Below are 21866 nucleotides of genomic sequence, written 5' to 3'. Positions count from 1 at the left end.
GATCGTGGCGTCAGCGCGCCGGGAGCACGACCGAGCGCAGCACGGCAGCCGTGCCGCACTGCAGCAGCTCGACCGACTGGGTCGCGCCGGTCGCCGGACGGTAGACCAGGACAGCGGGCGCGCCGGCGTAGACCACGGGCACCAGGCGTCCGGGGCCGAGCGTCGTGGGCGGGCACACGAACAGGCGGTCGGCGGTCAGCCCGGCGGCACCGAGCCTGGTGCGGGCACCGGGCGAGGCGACGGCGGCGGCGTCGCGCAGCCGCAGCACCGACGCGCGGAAGCCCGCGCGGTCGATCCTGGGGGTGGTGGGGGGCAGGGTGCTGCTGAGCGCGGTCGGGCCGCCCTGGCCTCCTGCATCGGCGGGGGCGTCCTCCTGCTTCGCGGGCGCCTGGGCGTCAGCGACGGAGCTGTCGGCGCCCGCCTCCGCCGTGGAGCTCGCCGAGTCGTCGCTGCCGGACCGGCTCGTGCTGTCCAGCACCTGGGTGGCACCGACCCCGAGCACCACCACGGCGGCGGCGGCGCCGAGGAGTCCCCGCGCCCGCCGGCGGCGCCGCGCGGCGAGGTCGACGACCTGCGCGGCGTGCGGGGCCGCGGGCGCCGGGTCGACCGCGTGCGGGCCCTCGGCCGCGAGCTGCGCCAGGACCCCGTCGAGCCGGGCCGCGACGTCGGGCGGCAGCGGCTCGACGTGGCGCGCCTCGGCGAGCAGGCGGCGTACGGCCTCCTGCTCGGCGGGGCCGGCCTCGGGGTCGTGCTCGGACATCGGGTCGCTTCCGGGTGGGTGGGGTGCGTGGGCAGGGGTGGGTCCGCTCAGGCCGGTGGACCCCGCGGGGGGTGCGTGGATCGGACGGCGCGGGGGGCAGGGCGGTTCCCCGGGTCGGGGTGGCCGTCACCACCGGCGTCGTCGAGGAGCCCGACCAGCAGCGCCGCGAGCCGGGTGCGACCGCGCGAGCAGCGTGACTTGACCGTGCCGACCGCGCAGTCGAGCATCACCGCGACCTCGGCGACGGGGTAGCCCTCCATGTCGACGAGCACGAGGGCCGCCCGCTGCTCGTCGGGCAGCGTCGCGAGTGCGGCGAGCACCTGGCGGCGGCGGTCGGCGGCCACGGTGAGGTCGGCGGGGTCGAGCGCGGCGTCGGTGGCCGAGACCGTCGACCCGCGGCCGCCGTACTCCTCGAGGTCGTCGGGCAGGACGTCGGTACGGCGGACCTTCGCGGCGCGCAGCCGGTCGAGGCAGGCGTTGACGACGACGCGGTGCAGCCAGGTGGTCACCTGGGCCTCGCCGCGGAACGACGCGGCCCGCCGGTAGGCCGCCACCATGCCGTCCTGCAGCCCGTCGGCGGCGTCGTCGGGGTTGCCCATCGTGCGCAGCGCGACGGCCCACAGCCGGTCGCGGTGGCGGGCGAACAGCTCGCCGAACGCGTGGTGGTCGCCGTCGACGTGGGCGGCGATCAGCTCGGCGTCGGTGCGGGCGTCGGTGCCGTGGTGCGACCCGTCGGTCTCACTCACCCGGAGCCGCCCGCACGACCACCTCGGAGACCGTGCCGCGGAAGCGGCCGTCGTCGCCGACGGGCAGCGCCGTCAGCCACACCACGAGGTGGGAGCCGCGGGCCCCACCGGCGTCGAGGGTCAGCCGCGGGCCGTCGGCACTGCCCTGCGCGACCGGGTCGAGGCCGTCGACGCTGTCGGGCCGCCCCTCGGTGACGAAGAGCGACACCGAGGTCGGGGTGCCGACGAACGAGAGCGACACCTGGCCGACCGACCGCTGCTCGCCGAGGTCGAGCACCAGCCCGACGCCGAGCTTGAGACCGGGCGGGGGGCCCAGCTGGTCGTTGTAGCCCTCGGTCGACCAGGTCGTGGCGGGGTCGCCGTCGACCGCGGCCCCCGCCTCCTCGTCGTTCTCGGAGGGCGGGTCGCCCTGCGGGTCGAAGGCCGCCGCGCTGACGCCGCTGATGACCGGCCCCCGGGCCTGGCGCCCGGCCCGACCGGCCTCGCCGGTGCTCGCCGTGCCGGACGGGTCGCTGCCCGGGTCGCTGCCGCCGTTGCCGAGGTTGACCGCGACGACGACCGCGACGGCGAGCAGCACCAGCGCCGCCAGGAGCACCCCGAGCCGCAGGAACCCGCGGCCCGGGACGGGCTCGTCGGTGACCGCCGCCAGGGCGCTGCTGCTCGTCGAGGCGCCCGCGCCGGTGTCCCAGGGCCAGTAGTGGTCGTCCTTGCCGCCGCCGGGACCCGAGCGGGCGCCCTGACCCTGCCGCGGCGTGCGGGGCGCCGCGCCGGCGGCGGGCTCGGGAGCGAACAGCGGTCGCTCGGGGGGTGCCTCGAACGGTGGCGGTGGGGGAGCGGGGGTCGTACGCCGCTCCAGCCAGGAGACGTCGTCGTCGTCGCCGAAGATGGGGACCCCTGCCTCGGTCGGACGGTCCTCGTCGGTCGCGGCCAGCACGGTGGTCTCGGGCTCGGGCTCGGGCTCGGGCACCGGCACCGGCTGCGGGGCCTCGGCGTGCGGCAGCATCTCGGGCACCGGCGGCAGCACGACCTGCTCCTCGTCGGGCAGCACGTCGGGGGTGCTCGCCAGCAGCGCCGCCGGCATGCCGGTCGGGTCGCCGACGAACTCGGCGAGGTAGTCGGCCACGCCCCGCGCGGAGGCCACGACGTCGTCGAGCTCGCGGTGGCGCGTCCCCGGCGCGCGGTCCGGCGAGCGGTGCAGCACCTCCTCGCACAGCAGGTCGAGGGTGCGCGGGATCCCGGCGCGCACCTGGCGCGGGCGCAGCACCTCGCCGTGCCCCCGGGGTGCGGCGGGGACGATCGACCCCGAGGCCCCGGCCCACCGGCTGGTGAGGGCGCAGTACAGCAGCCCGGCCAGGTCGTCGATGTCGTGCTGGACCCCGCCGGGCGGGGGGCCGTCGGGGCCGACGAGCCCGTGGAGCGCGGCGTCGACGCACAGACCGATGATGCGGACCCCGCCGGCGCGGTCGACCAGGACGTTCTCGGGGTTGAGCCGACCGTGGGTCACCCCTGCGGCGTGCGCCACGGCGATCGAGTCGGCGACCTCCGAGACCAGCCACGCGGCGCGGCGCGCGCCAAGCGCGCCCGAGCCGGCCGCGACGATGTCGAGGGACGTGCCCCAGCCCCACTCGTTGACGACGTAGCACTGGTCGTCGGTGCACTCGGCGTCGAGCACGCGCAGCACCCGCCGGTCGAGCACCGTCGCCGAGCGACGTGCGGCCTCCATCAGCGCGGGCGCGCGCTCGTCGTCGCCACGGATCACGTGGATCGCGACGTGCCGCTCGAGAACCCGGTCGTAGGCCCGCCAGAAGCGGCCGCCCTCGCTCTCGGTGAGCAGGTCGACGAGCTGGTAGCGGTCGCCGAGGAGGTCACCGGGCCGGGTGGCGTGCGGCACCTGACTCGTCTCCTCGGGCTGCGCTGCGTGGATGGGGCGGATGGGACACCACGGCCATCGTAGGACGGGTCAGGCCTGCGGGGTGCGGCTTCCCCGGCGTGTGACGGTCCGGATCACGGTCGTGACCTCCTGCAGGCGGAACACGCGGGCCGTCACCAGGTAGGTGACCCCGCCGGCGGCGGCCACGACCGCCCCGCGCAGGCCCGCCACGACCCAGCCGGGGTCGTCGGCCAGCTGCCCGAGGAGGACGGCGAGCACCCCGGCGACCGCGGTGGACACCGCGACCGCGACCGCGAGCCGGAGCACGAACCGGGCGAGCCGTCCGGTCTCCAGGCGGCCGACGCGCCGGCGCAGGACGGTGTAGGACAGCACCGCGCCCACGGCGTACGACGTCGCGTAGGCGAGCACGAGGGCCGGCGAGGTGCCGGCGGCGTCGGTGCCGCGCACGAGCAGCAGCGCGGCCACGACGTTGACGGTCGCGACGACGCACTGCACGTAGAAGACGGTGCGGGTCAGCTCGAGGGCGTAGAAGCCGCGCAGCACCAGGTAGTGGACGGTGAACATCACCAGGCCCGGGCCGAACAGGGCCAGCGACGGGGCGTAGCGGGTGAACTGCTCGGCCGCGGCGCCGTGGCCCCAGATCACCTGCGCGAGGTCGCGCGCCACGAGCGGCAGCACGGCCGCGAACGGGACGACGACCGCCAGCGCCGTGCGCAGGTTGGCCGACAACGTGGCACCGAGCTGGCCCACGTCTCCCGCGGCGGCGTACCGCGACAGCCGGGGAAGGACCGCCGTGGCCAGCGACACCGTGATCACCGAGTGCGGCACCATCACGATCAGGAACGTCGACGAGTAGATGGTGTAGCCGGTGCCGTCGCCCCCGTCGGCGGTGCCGCCGGAGGCCAGGCGGACCACGACGGTGTAGGCGACCTGGTTGACCACCACGAACAGCACCGTCCACAGCCCGAGCCGCAGGGTGTGGGACAGCCCTGTGCCGCGGAAGTCGAACCGCGGCCGGTAGCGGAAGCCGGCGCGGCGCAGGTAGGGCAGCAGGATGAGCAGCTGGGCCGCGATCCCGGCCGTCGACCCCAGCCCCAGGAGCAGCTCCTGCCCGGAGGAGAACGCCGCGGTCGACTCCGCACCGCGCGCCGGCCCGAAGGCGAACAGGTAGACGACCAGCACCGCCACGGAGATGACGTTGTTGGCGATCGGGGCCCACATCATCGGACCGAACCTGTGGCGCGCGTTGAGGATCTGGCCGACCAGGACGAACATGCCGTAGAAGAAGACCTGCGGCAGGCAGTAGCGCGCGAAGTCGATGACCGACTGCAGGTGAGCCGTGCGGTCGGGCTCGTCGTAGCGGTCGCCGAGGTAGAGCGACATCAGCTGCGGGGCCAGCGCGACGAGCGCCACCGTCACGACGCCCAGGAACAGCGCGGCGAGGGTGATGATCCGGTTGGTGTAGGCCTCGCCCTGGTCGGCGTCGTCGGTCATGGCCCGCACCAGCTGCGGCACGAGCACGGCGTTGAAGACGCCGCCCGCCAGCAGGATGTAGAGCATGTTGGGCACGGTGTTGGAGATCGTGAAGATATCGGCGTGCAGGCTCGCGCCGAGCGCGGCGGCGAGCAGGGCCGAGCGGACGAACCCGCTCATCCGCGACACCACCGTGCCGGCCGCCATCACCGCGCTGTTGGCCAGCAGGGCCTGCTGCTCGTCGGCGGCCCCCTCGGCGGGCCCTGCGCTCGGGTCGACGGCCCTGTCCCTGGTGCTCACGCGGCCTCGACGGAGGAGCCCGCAGGGCGGCGTCCGGCGCCGGCCTCGCCGCGGCGACCGGCGGCCACCCGCCGGAACAGCCGTACGGCGATCGCGAGGAACAGCAGCCCGGCGCCGGTGCCCATGATCAGCCAGATCACGCCGCTGACCTGGGTCGGCCGGATCGGCAGCTGGGCCGTCGACCCCAGCGGCGCGCCGGTGGGGTCGGTGACGCTCAGGGTGACGTTGTGGACCGCGTTGGTGGTGGTGGTCGCCCGCAGCAGGACGGTGTCGCGTCCGCCGGGGGGCAGCACGATGCGCTCGGGCGCGAGGACCTCGATGCCGTCGTCGGACTCGGCGCGCACGCTGACCGCGACCCGGTGGTCGAGGGTGTTGGTGAGGTTGACGACGAACTTGCCGTCGGAGCTCGACAGCGTGACCCCGGGCGAGGCGCTGATGCGCACGCCGCTGAGCCGGCTGCCGACCCAGGCGCGCGACCGGCCGGTCGCGAGCCGGCCCCCGGTCTGGCCGTAGCGCACGAAGTAGGACAGGCCCGTGAGGGCCTCCTCGGTCAGCACACCGCCGATCTCGGTGTTGTCGACCAGGACGTTCTGCAGGGTGTCACCGGCCTTGATCAGGTCGGCGACCGCGTCGACGGTGGGCGCGTCGAGCTCGCGGCGCCGCTGCAGCCGGGGGTAGTCGAGGTCGTCGGGCGACACCGTCGTGGCGGAGGCCTCGGTGTCGACGTCGGCGAGCGGGCCGAGGTCGAGCCACGGCACCTGGAGCCCGGCGAAGAACGCGGGCCCGTCGTCGAGCTCCCAGTCCAGCGGCAGCACGGCGACCAGCGGCGGACGCTTGTTCTTGATGACCCTCACCGCGGCCTCGGCGAGCAGCCGCTGCCGGATGCCGACCGTGGTGAGGGTGCGCCCGGGCCCGGGGCTGCCCTGCGTGGCGCCGTACGACGTCACGAGCAGGCGATGGCCCTCGGCGTCGACCGCGGCCGGCGGGTCGGCGCCGAGCATCCGGTCGGTGACCAGCACCTGGGTGTCGGGGTCGATGGCGCGGATGCTGGCGGCGTCGAGGTAGCCGCTGGGCGACGAGATGACGGGCTTGGTGTCGACCCCGAGCGACGCCAGGGCCACGCTGCGCTGGGCGAGCGCGACCCGCAGCAGGTCGGGGTCGTGGGCGACCGTCGCGGGGACGTCCACGTTGCCGTAGGGGAGGGTCAGGACCTCGTCGCCCTGCAGCGCGGCGCCGAGCCGGGCCAGCCACGCGGCGGCCACCTGCGCCGACTCCGACAGCGGCTCGGCGGTCGCGGAGGGCTCGTCGGTGGGCGTCGTGGTCGACCCGTCGCTCGGGTCGTCGGCCGGTGGACCGCCGGCGGGGTCGGTGCTGGGGTCGGTGCTGGGGTCGCTGCCAGGATCGGTGCTGGGGTCGGTGGGCACCGTCGTGTCGTCGAGGGAGCGGGGCCGGTTGCCCTCGGCCAGGTGCGCGACGGCGTCGACGAGCGCGGGGTCGACCACCCAGGTCACGGGGGTGGGGCTCGCCGCCACCAGGTCGAGCAGCCGGGTCAGCCGGCCGCCGTCGTCGAGGGCGCGGACCCAGGCGTCCTCGTCGTCGACCGAGCCGTCGGCGGCGTAGCGGACCGGTTGCGCCAGCGGGACGACCAGCGACCCGGTGACCGGGGTGGTGTCGAAGCGTCGCGGGACGTAGGGCAGGAACGTGCGGGCGCGGCCGTCGGCGACCAGGTCGTAGGGGGACCCGGCGCTCTCGCCGATGGCGTGCACGCCGAACCAGTAGACGCCGGCCCGGGTGACCTGGACGGCGTCGGCCGGCACGACCACGGTGTAGCCGGAGGAGGCCCCGGGGGGCAGCTCCTCGACCGAGCCGGGGGTGCCGACGTTGGTGAGCCGCTCGCCGACGATCTCGTCGAACGGCTGCTGCATCGCCTGCTCGAGCTCGCCCTGGTTGCGCAGGGCGGGGTAGAGGTCGACGCCGCCCTCGACGCGCGGACCGATCGCGTAGAGCTTGATGCCGCTCCAGGTCTCGTCGGTGCGGTTGGTGACCGTCCCGGTGACCACGATGTTGCCGGTCGCGGGCAGCGAGCCGGGCGTCATGCTCCGGATCGTCACGCCGAGGGGCGCGTCGTCGACCAGGGGGTCGGCGGCGGTGGGGGTGACCGTGCGAGTCGACGTGGCGGCGGTCGCCGCGGTGGCGGGGCTCGCGACGGGGGTGAGCGCGAGACCGGCGCCCAGGGCGCACGTCGCCGCGAGGGCGCGCACGTACCTGCGGGGACCGACCACGGGGACGAGGGTATCCGGCTCGCCTGTGCCCGCCGGGCACTCCTAGACTGGCGCGAGTGCCCGTGTCCTCCTCCGCCCCCCTCTCGATCGTCGAGGTGCAGCGTCGCGTGGGGGCCGAGCTCGACCGGCTCGCCCCGCTGATCGACAGCCTGGGCGCCCTGTTCACCGACGCCGGCCACGAGCTCCACCTGGTCGGCGGGCCGGTGCGCGACGCGATGCTGGGTCGCTCCCACCACGACCTCGACTTCACCACGTCGGCGCGCCCCGAGGTGACCGAGCGCCTGCTCAAGGGCTGGGGCGACGCGCTGTGGGACATGGGCCGCGACTTCGGCACCATCGGGGCCCGCAAGGGCGAGTGGGTGGTCGAGGTGACGACGTACCGCTCGGAGTCCTACGACCCGTCGTCGCGCAACCCGACTGTCCAGTACGGCGACTCGCTGGCCGGTGACCTGGGACGCCGCGACTTCACCGTCAACGCGATGGCGGTGGCCCTGCCCGGGCGCGAGTTCGAGGACCCCTACGGCGGCATCGTCGACCTGGCCCACCAGGTGCTGCGCACCCCCGGCCGGCCCGAGGACTCCTTCGGCGACGACCCTCTGCGGATGCTGCGCGCCGCGCGCTTCGCCGCGCAGCTCGGCTTCACGGTCGCGCCCGAGGTCGTCGCCGCGATGACCGCGATGGCCGACCGCATCACGATCATCAGCGCCGAGCGGGTGCGCGACGAGCTGGTCAAGCTGATCTGCGCGCCCCACCCGCGCTTGGGCCTGACGCTGCTGGTCGACACCGGGCTCGCCGCGCTGGTGCTGCCCGAGCTGCCGGCGCTGCAGCTCGAGCGCGACGAGCACCATCGCCACAAGGACGTCTACGAGCACACGCTCACCGTGCTCGAGCAGGCGATCGAGCTCGAGCCGCGCCTGGGCCGGGCCGACGGCGAGCCCGACTTCGTGTCCCGCTTCGCCGCGCTCATGCACGACGTCGGCAAGCCCCGGACCCGCCGCCTGGTCGGCGACGGCACCGTGACCTTCCACCACCACGACGTCGTGGGCGCCAAGCTCACCGCCAAGCGGATGAAGGCGCTGCGCTTCAGCAACGACGACATCGAGGCGGTCAGCAAGCTCGTCGAGCTGCACCTGCGCTTCCACGGCTACGGCTCGGGGGAGTGGACCGACTCGGCCGTGCGCCGCTACGTGCGCGACGCCGGCGACCAGCTCGAGCGGCTGCACGTGCTGACCCGCGCCGACTGCACGACCCGCAACCAGCGCAAGGCCGACCGGCTGCGCCGCACCTACGACGACCTCGAGGCCCGCATCGCCCGGTTGTCGCAGGAGGAGGAGCTCGCCTCGTTGCGCCCCGATCTCGACGGCAACCAGATCATGGCCGTCCTCGGCATCGGGCCTGGTCGCGAGGTCGGCGAGGCCTACGCGTTCCTGCTCGACCTGCGCCTGGACCGCGGCCCCCTCGACGAGGACCAGGCACGCGCGGCGCTGCTCGAGTGGTGGGCATCACGATGACGTTGTTGAACGCCGTTCAGTAAGGTCCGGCCATGGCCGACACGCAGCAGCACGCAGAGCTCCAGGCGAGCATCGACATCGACGCGACGCCCGCCCAGGTCTGGGCGCTGGTCACCGACGTCCCCCGGATGGCCTCGTGGAGCCCGCAGGTCGTGCGCTCCAAGGTCAAGGGCGGCGTGGTCGAGAAGGGCGCGACCTTCAGCAACCTCAACCGCCAGGGCCTGCTGTTCTGGCCGACCGGAGCCAAGGTCGTGCGCTTCGAGCCGCACCGCGACTTCGCCTTCAAGGTGCGCGAGAACAACACGATCTGGTCCTTCGAGCTCGCCGACAACGGCGCCGGTGGCACCACGCTGACCCAGCGCCGCGAGGTGCCCGAGGGCATCTCCCGCCTGTCGCTCGCGCTCACCAAGGTCGTGCTCGGCGGCGTCGAGCCGTTCACCCGTCGCCTCGAGCAGGGCATGCAGGAGACGCTGGCCAAGGTCAAGGCCGAGGCCGAGGGCGCCTGAGCACCAGCCGGGCCACCCCGTGCCCGAGATCCAGATCGAGGTCGAGGGCGTCCGCCGCCGCACCCGTCGGGAGGCCCGACGGCGCCGCCGGCGGCGCCTGGCCCTGACGACGTGCGCGGGCGGGGTCGCCCTCGCCTCGGTGCTCGCCCTGGTCCGCACCGCCACCGGTCCACTACCCCTGCCCGGGGACCCGGCCCGGCGCGGGCCCGGTGGTGTGCTCGCCCTTCCCGCTCCTCCCGCGCCGCCGCGCGGCGCCGACGACGTACGTGCGCGTGACGACGGCCGGCGTGACGAGCCGGGCCGTGGGCTGACGGTCGGGGTCACCGGCTCCGCGCCGATGCCGTCGAGCCTCGGGGTCGCCCCCGGTGGGGCGGCTGGACCGACGGCGGGCCTCGACCCTGGGGTCGCTACCAGCGTGGACGGGGGCCTCGAGGGTCCTGACACCCCCCTCACCGACGTCGTGGACCCGCTGCTGCGCCCGGTCGTGGCCGTCGCGCCCGCGCTCGGACCGGTCGGGGGCGCGGCCCACGCGGCGACCCTGTGCGCCGACGGCGTGCTCCAGGGCAGCTCGCGCTCGTGCGCGGTGCCGGTCGGCCGAGGGGCCGACCGGCACCGGTGAGGGAGGGCCCTGCGGGCTACTGGACCAGGAACCCCTCGACGTAGATGCGCCCGCGGGTGCGCCGCAGCTCCAGCTTGTGCGAGCCAGGGGTGAACCCGGTCAGCGTGGCAGCGTGCCGGAACGTCAGACGGGTGCCGCCCCGGAACGACACCGTCGTCCTGCGGACGCCGTCGACGTAGACCGCCGCCGAGCCGCCTCGCGGGGCCAGGCCACGCAGGATGTCGACCCGGGTACCCCGGAAGTGGATCACCAGGGAGTCGCGGCCCGGGGTCGCCCGCCGGGTGGCGCAGTAACGGCCCCCGATGGCCGCATCGGACCTGCGCACCCGCACGTCGCCCGTCGTGCGCACGGCGCGGGTGCCGCAGGCCGCGTAGCGGTAGACGGCGACCCGCACGCTGCGGGTGGACACGTTGCCCGCCTCGTCGGTCACGGTCAACCCGACCGTGCGGACCCCGGGGTTGCGGTAGAAGAGCCGCAGCGTGGGCCCGGTGGCGTCGACCAGGGAGCCGCCGTTGCGCCGGTTCCACTGGTAGGTCAGGTCGCCGGAGGCGGTCACGTCGTCGGTGGAGCCGGCGGCGGAGACCACGGAGGCCCGGCTGACCAGGACCGGCGAGGGGCTGATGGTGGTACGGATCGTCGGCTTCGTCGTGTCACCGGTCCTCGTGACGGTCACCGTGGTGGTCGCGGTGTCGTTGAGTCCCTGGGGGTCGGTCACGGTGACCGTGGCCGTGTAGGTGCCCACCGCGGGGTACGACGTGGTGACGTCGCGGGTCGTTGCGTCCGCGAGGGTGCCGCCGTCGCCGAAGTCCCAGCTGTAGGTCAGGCCCGCGGGGTTCTCGGCGTCGGTCGAGTCCGCCGCACTGAGCACGACGTCGCCGTTCACAGCGACGGTGGAGGGGGTCGCCGAGGCTGCCGCCGTCGGGGCCGTGTTGGGCGGCGGGAGCGTCGTCACCGTGATCACGACGGTGTCGGTGTCGCTGAGCCCGCCGGGGTCGGTGACGGTGAGCGTCACCGTGTAGGTGCCGGCTTGCAGGTAGGACACCGACGTGTCGCGGGTCGTCGCGTCGACGGTGGTGCCGCCGTTACCGAAGTCCCAGCTGTAGGTCAGCGACGACGGGGTCTGGGCGTCGGTCGAGCCGGCGCCGGTGAGGGTGACGTTCTGTCCGATGCCGACGGCGACCGGGTCCGCGGTGGCGTCGGCCGTGGGGGCGGTGTTGGCGGCCGGCGCACCGGTGACCGTGACCACCACGGTGGCGGTGTCGGTCAGACCGGAGGGGTCGGTGACCGTCAGGGTCGCGGTGTAGGTCCCGGCCGTGCCGTACGCGAAGCTCGGCGCAGCGACGGCGGCGTCCTTGGTGCCGTCGCCGTCGAGGTCCCAGCTGTAGTCGAGCTCGCCGGGGGTCTCGGCGTCGGTCGAGCCCGCCGACGAGAACGCGACCTGCTGGCCGGTGGTGGCGGTCGTCGGGCTCGCCGAGGCCACCGCGGTCGGGGCGGTGTTGTCGACGACCCGTTCGGGCTCGTATCCGTAGTCGAACGCACCGCACCCGGTGCCGAGGGTGAAGGTGACGTCGCCGGTCAGGTTGCTCTGCGGCGCCGCGTCCTGCCCGCTCATCGCGTCGACCTTGAAGCCGAGGCAGTCGTAGGCGAACTCCCAGTTGCCCGAGGTCGTGCTCGGGTCGGCGTAGTTGTCGACGTGGGGTGTGGCCTTGGCGTCGGTGAAGGTGGAGCGCGCCGGCGTGGCGTTGAAGGACGCGTCGTCGAGGTTGGGGGTCGCCGAGCCGACGGTGGGCACCGAGTCGAGCGGCGACTGCGCGGGCGGGTCGTCGGTCCCGACGTTGCCGTACCCGTGCGCCTCGTCGGTGTAGGCGAGGTAGAGGCCGGCCTGGAACCCGATGGGGTCGCGGTCGTTCTCGCCGCGGCCGTCGAAGTCGAAGCTCGACCGGTCGCGCATCTCCAGGTAGTAGGCGTGGTCCTGCACCGAGGCGGCCCCGGCGGCGAGGTACTTCCAGCCCTTGGTGCAGCTCGAGGCGACGGCCAGGTCCTCGTTGCAGCCGCCGTTGAAGACGGCGTCGTCGGCGGGACCGCCGCTGGACTCGAAGTCCGTCGAGTAGAGCACCTTGTCGACGCCGTTGACGGTCGCGGTGACCTTGACGTCGTCGATGAACCAGCCCGGCCGGGCCAGACCCGGGTCGGTGGAGTAGCTGAAGCGCAGGGCGCCGTTGCGCTTGCCCGCCAGGTCGCTGATGTCGTAGCTGTCGGCGAGGAAGACGGGGGCCGGCGTGTTGCCCGCGACCCGGTCGACGGCCTGGGTGCCGGCGCTGTAGGAGCCGCTGGTGCCGGTGATGCCGTTGTCGTAGGTGTCCAGGCAGCCGTTCATGTTGACGTTGCCGGGCACCCCGGCCTTCGAGGTGGTGTAGCCGTTGGCCGAGGGGTGCGAGGTGTAGGTGGCGCCGCCGTCGGTGGTGGTCAGGACGAACCCGTAGTCGAAGTCCCACTCGATGTCCCAGCGTGACTTGAAGGTCAGCTTGACGGGCGTCCCGCTGGGAAGGGTGGCAAGACCGGGGATCGAGAGGTCGAAGTTGCGCCCTCCCACGGGAGCGCACCCGAAGTCGTTGCCCGAGCCCGACCACCACAGGTGCTGCGGGGTGGAGCCCACACCGCTGGTGAAGGCGCTCGCGTCGAGCAACGTGCGACCGGGCAGCTTGGCGACGTACATCTCGGAGTTGTGGACCGTGCCGTCGGCTCCGTCGGTCAGGGTGTACGGCGTGCCGTCGGGCGCCTGCCAGGTGATGGTGCCGGTGTCGATCTTGGAGTTCTTCCAGTCCTTGACCGAGGTCGTGGCGCCGGGCGCCAGCACCTGGGGCACGACCCAGCCGAGCTCCTGGCGCGAGTAGGCGTCCATGTTCTGCGACTTGTCGGTGGCCATGAGGTTCCAGTCACCGTAGGTCTCGCGGCTGCCGGTCGAGTAGAAGTCGGGCAGCCCGAGGCTGTGGCCGTACTCGTGGCTGATGACCGAGGCGTTGTCGATCGCGGTCTCGGGGTTGACGTTGTAGGGCCCGACGCGGACGTAGACCTTGAGCGCCTCGCCCTTGTCCACGGTGGTCGTGGTCGTGTACGTCGTGTCGGTGTACCAGAGCGGCCGGTCCTCGAGGTCCTTGAGCTGGTCGTCGGTCGTGAAGCCGGGCAGCCCGGTGACCGGGTCGGTGTAGGCGCCCTCGAGGGAGGACGAGTGGGGCCAGATGTTGTCGTAGGACGCGGTGTCGCTCTGCGCACTGGTGCACATCGGGATCTGTGAGGCGCCGTTGCCGCCGCAGCCGGCGTAGACGACCATGAAGAAGTCGACGACCCCGTCCTTGTCGGTGTCGTAGTCGCTGTAGTCGAGCTCGGGGTCGGCCAGCGCAGCAGCGTCGTGGACGAGCTTGCCGGTCGGGCCGCAGCCGGAGTCGATGTTCTGCAGGGCTCCGACGCCGGCCACCGAGCCGACCACGGCCGAGCCGTTGGCGTCGGCACCGTAGAACTGGGTCTGGCCGGGCAGGTTGTAGACGCCGTTGGTCACGCGCTCGGGGTACAGCGGCGTGCCGGACACGTCGGCGGGCAGGTCGGCGTACGTCGTGCCGGTGCAGGACTGGCCGGGCACCGTGGACTGGAAGTCGAAGCCCGGCGCGTACGTGAAGTCGGCGGTCGCGATGCCCGAGGACGGGACGGTGCCGTTGGGGTACAGCTGCTTGATCGACATCTCCTGGTAGAGGTTGAAGGTCGATCCGGGGGTGCCGGGGTCGTTGATCTTCTGGGCGAGCAGCTGGCCGTTGTGGGTGTCCTGGTAGGACCGGTCGTTGTACTGGACCGGGACGATCGGGAACGGCCGGTCGCCGTAGCGGGCGGTGTTGTAGACATCGCTGGGCGGGATCACCTTGGGGCCGTGGCTCAGCACGGTCTTGTCGGGCTGGCCCGGGACCTGGAGGACCGCCGAGGACGAGAGGTCGCGCCACACGACGGTGGGCAGCTGGGAGGTCCTGCTGGCGCGCGCGGTCAGCACCAGCTCCGCACTCTCGCCGGGTGCGAGGGTGCCGGGGGCCCAGGTGAGCCCCGTGGGAGAGACCGGGTGGGTCCCCGGACCCGCGGCGGTCAGCAGCGAGGTGCCGGTGGGCACGGTGAGCAGGACGCTCGGTGTCGCGGCGGTGGTGGTGTCGTTGCGGACGACGAGCTGTGAGGGGTAGACCTCGCCCGGCTTCACCCAGCCGACGGAGGAGACGAAGCTGTTGAGCAGCGTGAGCCGCGTCGCCGGGATCGTCACGGTGTGCGCCGCGGTGCCGGCCACGCCGGCGGCCCACCGACCCGTGACCGGGGGCGGGAGGGCGGTGGTGTCCTCGTAGGAGGCGTCGACCACCTCGACCGCGAGCGTCTTGGAGAGACTGTCACCGCCGGCGAGCCCCTCGGTGGCGCTGCCGGGGACCGTGGTGCTGAAGGTGCCGTCGGAGGCGGCGGTGAGGACGGGAGAGGTGTACAGGGGTGTGGTCGAGTCCGGCCCGGTGACGCGGAGCCGGAACGTCGCGGGCACCGCGGTGTCGCCGCCGGTCGTGCCGGCCAGGTGCTCGACGAGCGTGCCGGTGACCCCGAACGCCGTGCCGGGGGTGGTGGCGCCGCCGGTCGTGACGGTGGCGACCAGGTGGTTGTAGAAGAACGTCGACTCGCCGATGGGGCCCGTGGCGTCCTTGACGACCATGCGGACCCGGCCGGCGGCCGCGGACCAGGCGGCCGACGGCTGCAGCGAGACCTGGAAGCCGGTGCCACCACCGTTGGTCTGCGCGACCACGGCCGGCGTGGCGAACGGGGTCGACGCCCCCTCGGCGTACAGCTCGGCGCTGAGGGCTCCGGTGGCCCCGGTCACCTGGAAGTTGGTGAAGGCGCAGCTGCGCCGGTTGATCGAGGGGTCGGTGCTCACGTTCTCGCCCAGCCCGGTGCACGGGCCGGGCTGGTTGGTGCGCAGGATGAAGAAGGTGAAGGTCGAGGCCGACCCGGCCGGCTCCACGGCCTCGGCCGACGGTCGTAGCGCGGGATCGACGCTTGCGGACGCCGCGGCGGCCTGCGCAGCCGCGGGGGCGGCCGACGCGGGCCCGGCCGCGCTCATCGCGAGCGGCGCCGTCACCAGGCCGATCAGGACGGTCGCCACCGAGAGGCGGACACGACGGGACGGGGACAGAGCAGACATCGTGGTCCTCACGAGCGGGGCACGCCGAGCGCGGGCCGACATGTCGAAGAACGACGCGGGTTGTCAGACAGTTACGGTCTCGGGCGGAATTTGTGTCCGCCATGCCGGAGGGCCGGCTTGACCTTGACGCGGGGGGAGGGCGCACGGTCGGGTCACGGTGAACGGTTCACCGCTCACGAGGAGGGGGCCCGGCGTGGGACGGACGAGGCTGATGTCGATCGGTGACGCCGCCCGAGCCAGCGGGCTGAGCGCCAAGGCGCTGCGGCTCTACGACGAGACGGGGCTGTTGCCCCCGGTCCGGGTCGACCCTGTCACCGGCTACCGGTGGTACGCCGTCGAGCAGCTCGACCGGGCCCGCCTGGTCGCCCGGCTGCGGCTGGCGGGCATGCCGCTGGCGCGGATCCGCGTGGTGGCCGACCTGGCCGACCGCTCGGGCCGGGCGGCGGCGGCCGAGCTCACGTCGTGGTGGCGTCAGGTCGAGGCCGACACGCTCGCGACCCGGGCGCTGGTCGGTGACCTCGTGGCAGAGCTGGACGAGGAGACGGTGATGGAGAACACGATCGACACGATCGAGCAACGCGAGGCACGGGCGGCGTCCTACCTGGCGCAGGGTGCCCGCCGCGACCAGCAGGACGCGGTCCTGGTCGGGGGCGGGGTGTACGCCGTCGCCGACGGCGTCGGCGACGCCCCCGGCACGGTGGCCGCCGACGTGCTCGAGGTGGTGTCGGACCTCGACGAGGGCGACGCGTTGACCGCCCTCGACGCGGCGGTGGGGCGGGCGGCCGCCTTGGTCGGCGAGCGGTACGCCGGGCACCCCGAGGCGGCGACCACCCTGACCGCGCTGGTGCTGCGCGACGGGCGTGCGGCGCTGGCCCACGTCGGCGACACCCGCGCCTACCGCGTGCGCGCCGGCCGGCTCGAGCGGCTGACCCGCGACCACAGCGTCGTGCAGACGCTGGTCGACGAGGGCCGGCTGACCCCGGAGGAGGCGCGCACCGACGACCGGCGTGTCCTCATCGACCGGGCGATCGCGCCCGGGGCGCCGTACGCCCCCGACCTGGCGCTGCACGCGGTCGAGCCGGGTGACCGGTTCGTGCTCACCAGCGACGGGGTGCACGCGCGGCTCGAGCCGGGTGCGCTCGCTGCGCTGCTCGTCGCCGACCTGCCCCCCGACGAGGTGGCGGTGTCGGTGCGGGCCGCGGTCGAGGCGGCTGGGGCCGACGACAACCACGCGGTCGTGGTGGTCGACGTGGCCACGGGTGGAGCGTGAGCCGTGCGCTGCGCTGGGACGGCTATCACAACGTGCGCGACCTCGGCGGGCTCCCGACCCCCCTCGCGGCGTCGGGACTGACCGTCCGTGGCCGGCTGGCGCGGGGTCCGCGGCGAGAGCTCCTGACGGCCACCGGCTGGGATGACCTGCGCGCCCACGGCATCCGCAGCATCGTGGACCTGCGCAACGCTGACGAGGTAGGGATGCGTGTCGGTGACCCCGCGGTCACGGCCGAGGTCCGTAGAGGGATCGAGGTCGTGCGCGCGCCCACTGAGGACCAGAGCCACGAGGAGTTCATGCGGACGTGCGTCCCGATCCTCGACCGGCCGGCCTACTGGGCGCACAACCTACGACTCCTGCCGGACCTGATCGCCGGTGCGGTGAGCGCGGTGGCCCGAGCGCGACCGGGCGTCCTGCTGCGTTGTGCGGCCGGCCGCGACCGCACCGGGATGATCTGCGCCCTCCTGTTGGCCAACGCAGGCGTGCCCGTGGGGGCGATCGCCGACGACTACGAGACGTCAGTGCGGGCGATGGCCGGTACGCCGGCCCACGCCGGGTCCGAGGACCATCACCTCGCCATGACGGCATCCGAGCGGGAGGCCTGGATCCGGGGAGCCCGGCGCGAGCTCGTGGAGTTTGTCGACGGCCTGGGCGACGTAGGCGAGGCGCTGGTCGCCTGCGGCGTGACTCCGGGCGACACCGCGCTCGTGCGAAACCTCCTCACGGGCTGAGGAGGTCGGGTCGGACGCGCGAAGGGCGGGCACCCCCAGGGGGTGCCCGCCCTTCAGCGGTGGCGCAGCGGCGTCAGGTCACTCGGCGCCGGTGATGAAAGCCTCGACGCGGCGACGGCCCTCGTCGTCGGGCAGCTGCACCGGCGGGCTCTTCATCAGGTAGGACGAGGCGCTGATGATCGGGCCACCGATGCCGCGGTCCTTGGCGATCTTGCAGGCGCGCAGGGCGTCGATGATGATGCCGGCCGAGTTGGGGGAGTCCCAGACCTCGAGCTTGTACTCGAGGTTGAGCGGGACGTCGCCGAAGGCGCGACCCTCGAGGCGGACGTAGGCCCACTTGCGGTCGTCGAGCCACGCGACGTAGTCGGACGGGCCGATGTGGACGTTCTTGGAGTCGACCAGACCGGCCAGCGAGCCGGTGAGGTTGGACGTCACGGCCTGGGTCTTGGAGACCTTCTTGGACTCCAGGCGCTCACGCTCGAGCATGTTCTTGAAGTCCATGTTGCCGCCGACGTTGAGCTGGTAGGTGCGGTCGAGGGCCACGCCGCGGTCCTCGAACAGCTTGGCCATCACGCGGTGCGTGATGGTGGCGCCGACCTGGCTCTTGATGTCGTCGCCGACGATCGGGACGCCCGCGTCCTCGAACTTCTTGGCCCACTCGGGGTCGGAGGCGATGAAGACGGGCAGGGCGTTGACGAAGCCGACACCGGCGTCGATGGCGCACTGGGCGTAGAACTTGTCGGCCTCCTCGGAGCCCACCGGGAGGTAGGACACCAGGACGTCGACCTGGGAGTCCTTGAGGACCTGGACGACGTCGACCGGCTCCTGGGCCGACTCCTCGATCGTCATCCGGTAGTACTTGCCGAGACCGTCGAGCGTCGGGCCGCGCTGCACCTCGACCCCGAGGGTCGGGACGTCGCAGATCTTGATCGTGTTGTTCTCGGAGGCGTTGATGGCCTCGGAGAGGTCCTTGCCGACCTTTTTGTCGTCGACGTCGAACGCGGCGACGAACTCGATGTCGCGCACGTGGTAGTCGCCGAAGTTGACGTGCATGAGGCCGGGGACCACGGCCGACGGGTCGGCGTCCTGGTAGTAGTGGACACCCTGGATCAGGGACGTGGCGCAGTTGCCGACGCCCACGATTGCTACTCGTACCGAACCCATCGGGATTCCCTTCGTGTGACTTCTCGTGTGGAGCTAGGTCTGTGGAGTGGTGCTGTGCGCTGCTGTCTGGTGGTGCGGTGGTGCGGTGGTGCGCGGTCAGGCCTGGGCGGTCGGGGGCGGGGTGCCGGCCCGGCTGCGCTCGGCGTTGATGAGGTCCGAGAGCCACTGGACCTCGCGCTCGGCCGACTCGACGCCGTGCCGCTGGAGCTCGGCCGAGTAGCGGTCGACCTCCTTCTCGGTCATCGACAGCTGGCTCTGGACGCGGTCGAGCCGCTCCTGGAGCCGGCTGCGCCGACCTTCGAGGACCCGCAGGCGGATCTCCATGTCGGTGCGCCCGAAGAAGGCGAACCGGATGCCGAAGTTGTCGTCCTCCCACGCGGCCGGCCCGATGTCGGCCATCAGCCGCTCGAACTCACGCGTGCCGGCCGGGGTGACCTGGTAGACGATCTTGGGTCGCCGCGACACCGGGGTCAGCGACGGAGCGAGCTCCTCGATCAGGTTGCCGCGCAGCATCTTCTTCAGCGTCGGGTAGAGCGAGCCGTAGGAGAGCACCCGACCCCAGCCGAGCATCAGGTTGAGCCGCTTGCGCAGCTCGTAGCCGTGCATGGGTCCCTCGTGCAGCAGTCCGAGGACTGCGAGCTCGATGGAGTCTGCGCGGCGTGCCATGAGACCTATCGTAGCGATATATCCGCGGATCAGAAACTTTCGATGTCTCGCAGGCGACGTACGGGGTCGGGGGTGGGCCCGCGGCAGCCCGCCGGCGCCGCGGGCTTTGGGGCCGACCCCGGCGTCGCCCGTACCCTTGAGCGTCGTGCCCGCGTCGTCGGGCACCGGCTCGCCGCGCTCGACGCGGTGGCTGCAGCACACACGACGGTCGAGCCGATCCGACGAAGGGACACGCGTAGTGGCAGGCAAGCGGAGGGCCGAGGGCACCTCGCCGGTACGCACGGCCGACATGTCGTGGCCCCAGCTGCTGCGCGCCCGGCTCGGGAGAGCACCCCAACAGAGAGGCGGCGCTGTGCCCGACAAGACCGGCAAGCCCCAGAAGACCTGGAAGTCCCGGCTCAAGAGGTTCCTGCTGTGGGGCACCGTCACGGCCGTCGTCCTCGCACTGCTCGGCGTGGCGGGGTTCGTCTACGTCTACAAGAGCACCGACATCCCCGACCCCAACAAGGACTTCCTGGCCAACGCCTCGATCGTCTACTACGACGGCGGCAAGGACGAGCTGGGCCGCTACGCGTTGCAGAACCGCGACTCGATCCCGCTGGCCGACATGCCCGACAACGTCAAGCAGGCGGTCGTCGCGGCCGAGGACCAGTCGTTCTACACCAATAACGGCATCGACACGAAGGGCATCCTGCGCGCGGTCTTCAACAACGCCAAGGGCGGCTCGACCCAGGGTGCGTCGACGATCACCCAGCAGTACGTCAAGATCCTCTACCTCAACCAGGAGCGCTCCTACAAGCGCAAGGTCAAGGAAGCGATCCTGTCGCTGAAGATCCAGCGCGAGCAGAGCAAGGACCAGGTGCTCGAGGGCTACCTCAACACCATCTACTTCGGCCGCGGGGCCTACGGCATCCAGGCCGCGGCCAACGCCTACTTCGACAAGCCGGCCAAGGAGCTCGACCTGCGCGAGGCCGCGGTGCTGGCCAGCGTGCTCAACGACCCCAACGACCTCGACCCGGCCGACGGCAAGGACGCGCGCCGCGCGCTCAAGGGCCGCTTCCAGTACGTCCTCGACAGCATGGCCAAGGTCGGTGACATCACCGAGTCCGAGGCGGCCCAGGCCCGCAAGCGGCTGCCGGCCTTCCCCAAGGTCGAGGCCGAGAGCACCTACGGCGGCCAGAAGGGTCACATGCTGTCGCTGATCAAGGACCAGCTGCTGGGCCTGGAGAAGCCCGACGGCACCCTGTTCACCGAGGACGAGATCGACGGCGGCGGCCTGCGGATCACCACCACCCTCGACCCCAAGATCATGGCCGACATCGAGCAGGGCATCGAGGAGGTCCGGCCCACCGAGGGTGAGGGCTTCCAGCCCAAGCAGCTGCACGCGGCGGCCGCGACCGTCGAGCCCGGCACCGGTGCGCTGCGCGGTTTCTACGCCGGCCAGGACTACCTCGACTCGCAGCTCAACTGGGCCATCGCCGGCGGGCAGGCGGGCTCGACCTTCAAGGCCTACGCCCTCGCGGCCGGCCTCAAGGACGGCTACGCGCTCAAGGACACCTTCGACGGCAACTCGCCGATCAAGATCGGCGACACCGAGTTCGAGAACCAGGGCGACGGCGGCTCGGCGAGCAAGGGCAGCGCGATCAGCCTGCTCGCCGCGACCGAGGACTCCGTCAACACCGCGTTCATCGACCTCACCGACGCCATGGACGACGGCCCCGAGAAGATCATCAAGACGGCCGAGGCGATGGGCATCCCCGGGCCGAAGGAGCGCCGGCGGGGCCCCGGCATCCCCACGAGCACCCCCGGGCTCAAGCCCGAGACCGGCGTCGCGCTCGGGTCGGCGACCGTGAGCCCGATCAACATGGCCAACGGCTACGCGACCATCGCGGCCGGAGGCGTCGCGGCGCCGGTCTACGTGATCTCCAAGGTCACCGACCGCAACGGCGAGGTCCTCTACCAGCACAAGGTCAGCGAGAAGCGCGCGCTCAGCGCCGACATCGCCTCCGACGTCGCCTACGCCCTGCAGCAGGTCGTCGAGTCACCCGAGGGCACCGGCTTCGAGGCCGCCATGGACGACGGCCGCCCCGTGGCCGGCAAGACCGGCACCGCGACCAAGGACGGCGGCGCGGTGTCGTCGTCGTGGTTCGTCGGGTTCACCCCGCAGCTGTCGACGGCCGTGATGTACGTGCGCGGCCCGGGCAACGGCCAGCTCGACGACTGGCTGCCGCCGTCGTCGGACGGCCGGGCCGGCTTCTACGGCGGCAACTACCCCGCCAAGACCTGGAAGGCGATCATGAGCCGCGCGCTCGACGGCGTCCCGGTCGAGGAGTTCCCCGAGCCGGCGTTCGTCGACGGCGAGGCGCCCGACCCGGGCCACACGCCGTACACCCCGCCGCCGTCGCCGACCCGTCAGCCCACGCGGGAGCCGACCCGCGAGCCGACGTCGGAGCCCCCGACGTCCGCGCCCACCAGCGAGCCGACCCAGGCCCCGACGACCACCGAGCCGACCCAGCCGCCGACGACCGACCCGTGCGGGCTGCTCGGCTGCTCCCCGAGCTCCGAACCCACCACCTCGTCGCCCAGCCCGAGCCCGTCGCCCCCGCCGCCGTCCGCGACGGCCAGCCCCCGGCCGGAGCCCGGGCGCGAGCAGGAGTGACGCACGTCCACCCCACCCGGGAGGACCGGGTGGTGGCCTCGCTGAGCGAGGTCGTCGGCGGCCCGGTCGGCGACCACGT

General features: G+C 73.1%; 14 protein-coding genes. 6 read left to right on the top strand and 8 right to left on the bottom strand.

Going from position 1 to position 21866, the window contains the following annotated elements; all coding sequences use genetic code 11:
- Window positions 1–10 precede the first annotated feature (10 nt).
- The 5 genes from FZC61_RS17450 to FZC61_RS17430 all read right to left on the bottom strand — a co-directional run bounded on the left by FZC61_RS17450 (window position 11) and on the right by FZC61_RS17430 (window position 7452).
- Complete coding sequence (locus FZC61_RS17450) at window positions 11–760, bottom strand: hypothetical protein (RefSeq protein WP_148615435.1); 750 nt, start codon at window positions 758–760, stop codon at window positions 11–13.
- Window positions 761–807: 47 nt separating this feature from the next.
- Window positions 808–1506, bottom strand: a complete 699-nt coding sequence (gene sigM, locus FZC61_RS17445; RefSeq protein ID WP_148615434.1) for an RNA polymerase sigma factor SigM — start codon at window positions 1504–1506, stop codon at window positions 808–810.
- Window positions 1499–3397 carry a protein kinase family protein gene (locus tag FZC61_RS17440; RefSeq protein ID WP_148615433.1) on the bottom strand — a complete coding sequence of 633 codons (1899 nt, stop codon included), beginning with the start codon at window positions 3395–3397 and terminating at the stop codon, window positions 1499–1501. Before FZC61_RS17440 ends, sigM begins: the two co-directional genes overlap by 8 nt.
- A 69-nt stretch (window positions 3398–3466) precedes the next feature.
- A complete protein-coding gene (gene murJ, locus FZC61_RS17435) occupies window positions 3467–5170 on the bottom strand; it encodes a murein biosynthesis integral membrane protein MurJ (protein ID WP_246142759.1) in 1704 nt (567 codons plus the stop codon).
- Window positions 5167–7452, bottom strand: coding sequence for a DUF6049 family protein (locus FZC61_RS17430; protein WP_148615432.1), 2286 nt, complete (start codon window positions 7450–7452; stop codon window positions 5167–5169). The genes murJ and FZC61_RS17430 overlap by 4 nt, the downstream gene beginning before the upstream one ends.
- Before the next feature lie 62 nt (window positions 7453–7514).
- On the opposite strand from FZC61_RS17430, the gene FZC61_RS17425 reads away from it, so the two are divergent.
- Genes FZC61_RS17425 through FZC61_RS17415 form a run of 3 tightly spaced genes read left to right on the top strand, consistent with a single transcriptional unit; the run spans window position 7515 to window position 10088 of the window.
- Window positions 7515–8963 (top strand): CCA tRNA nucleotidyltransferase, encoded by a 1449-nt coding sequence (locus FZC61_RS17425; RefSeq protein ID WP_425465825.1) that lies wholly within the window; start codon window positions 7515–7517, stop codon window positions 8961–8963.
- A gap of 32 nt (window positions 8964–8995) precedes the next feature.
- A complete protein-coding gene (locus FZC61_RS17420) occupies window positions 8996–9469 on the top strand; it encodes an SRPBCC family protein (RefSeq protein ID WP_148615430.1) in 474 nt (157 codons plus the stop codon).
- Between the two features lie 19 nt (window positions 9470–9488).
- On the top strand, window positions 9489–10088 hold the full coding sequence (locus tag FZC61_RS17415) for a hypothetical protein (protein WP_148615429.1): 600 nt from the start codon (window positions 9489–9491) through the stop codon (window positions 10086–10088).
- Window positions 10089–10104: 16 nt separating this feature from the next.
- On the opposite strand, the gene FZC61_RS17410 is transcribed toward FZC61_RS17415, so the two are convergent.
- Window positions 10105–15297, bottom strand: a complete 5193-nt coding sequence (locus FZC61_RS17410) for a PKD domain-containing protein (protein ID WP_148615428.1) — start codon at window positions 15295–15297, stop codon at window positions 10105–10107.
- A gap of 193 nt (window positions 15298–15490) precedes the next feature.
- Here FZC61_RS17410 and FZC61_RS17405 point away from each other — a divergent pair, with 193 nt between their 5' ends.
- Both FZC61_RS17405 and FZC61_RS17400 read left to right on the top strand, forming a co-directional pair.
- On the top strand, window positions 15491–16567 hold the full coding sequence (locus FZC61_RS17405; RefSeq protein ID WP_211357305.1) for a MerR family transcriptional regulator: 1077 nt from the start codon (window positions 15491–15493) through the stop codon (window positions 16565–16567).
- On the top strand, window positions 16564–17298 hold the full coding sequence (locus FZC61_RS17400) for a tyrosine-protein phosphatase (RefSeq protein ID WP_148615427.1): 735 nt from the start codon (window positions 16564–16566) through the stop codon (window positions 17296–17298). The genes FZC61_RS17405 and FZC61_RS17400 overlap by 4 nt, the downstream gene beginning before the upstream one ends.
- Window positions 17299–17376: 78 nt before the next feature.
- On the opposite strand, the gene FZC61_RS17395 is transcribed toward FZC61_RS17400, so the two are convergent.
- Entirely contained in the window at window positions 17377–18462 is a 1086-nt protein-coding gene (locus FZC61_RS17395; RefSeq protein ID WP_148615426.1) for an inositol-3-phosphate synthase, read from the bottom strand.
- 96 nt (window positions 18463–18558) lie between these two features.
- Complete coding sequence (locus tag FZC61_RS17390) at window positions 18559–19128, bottom strand: PadR family transcriptional regulator (RefSeq protein WP_148615425.1); 570 nt, start codon at window positions 19126–19128, stop codon at window positions 18559–18561.
- Window positions 19129–19366: 238 nt separating this feature from the next.
- On the opposite strand from FZC61_RS17390, the gene FZC61_RS17385 reads away from it, so the two are divergent.
- Entirely contained in the window at window positions 19367–21787 is a 2421-nt protein-coding gene (locus FZC61_RS17385) for a transglycosylase domain-containing protein (RefSeq protein ID WP_246142758.1), read from the top strand.
- Window positions 21788–21866: the final 79 nt, after the last annotated feature.

It is taken from the genome of Nocardioides rubriscoriae (assembly GCF_008087085.1).
GTDB classification, from domain to species: domain Bacteria; phylum Actinomycetota; class Actinomycetes; order Propionibacteriales; family Nocardioidaceae; genus Nocardioides; species Nocardioides rubriscoriae.
Note: the sequence above shows the minus strand (reverse complement) of the source record. Positions and strands in the feature narration are given on the sequence as shown.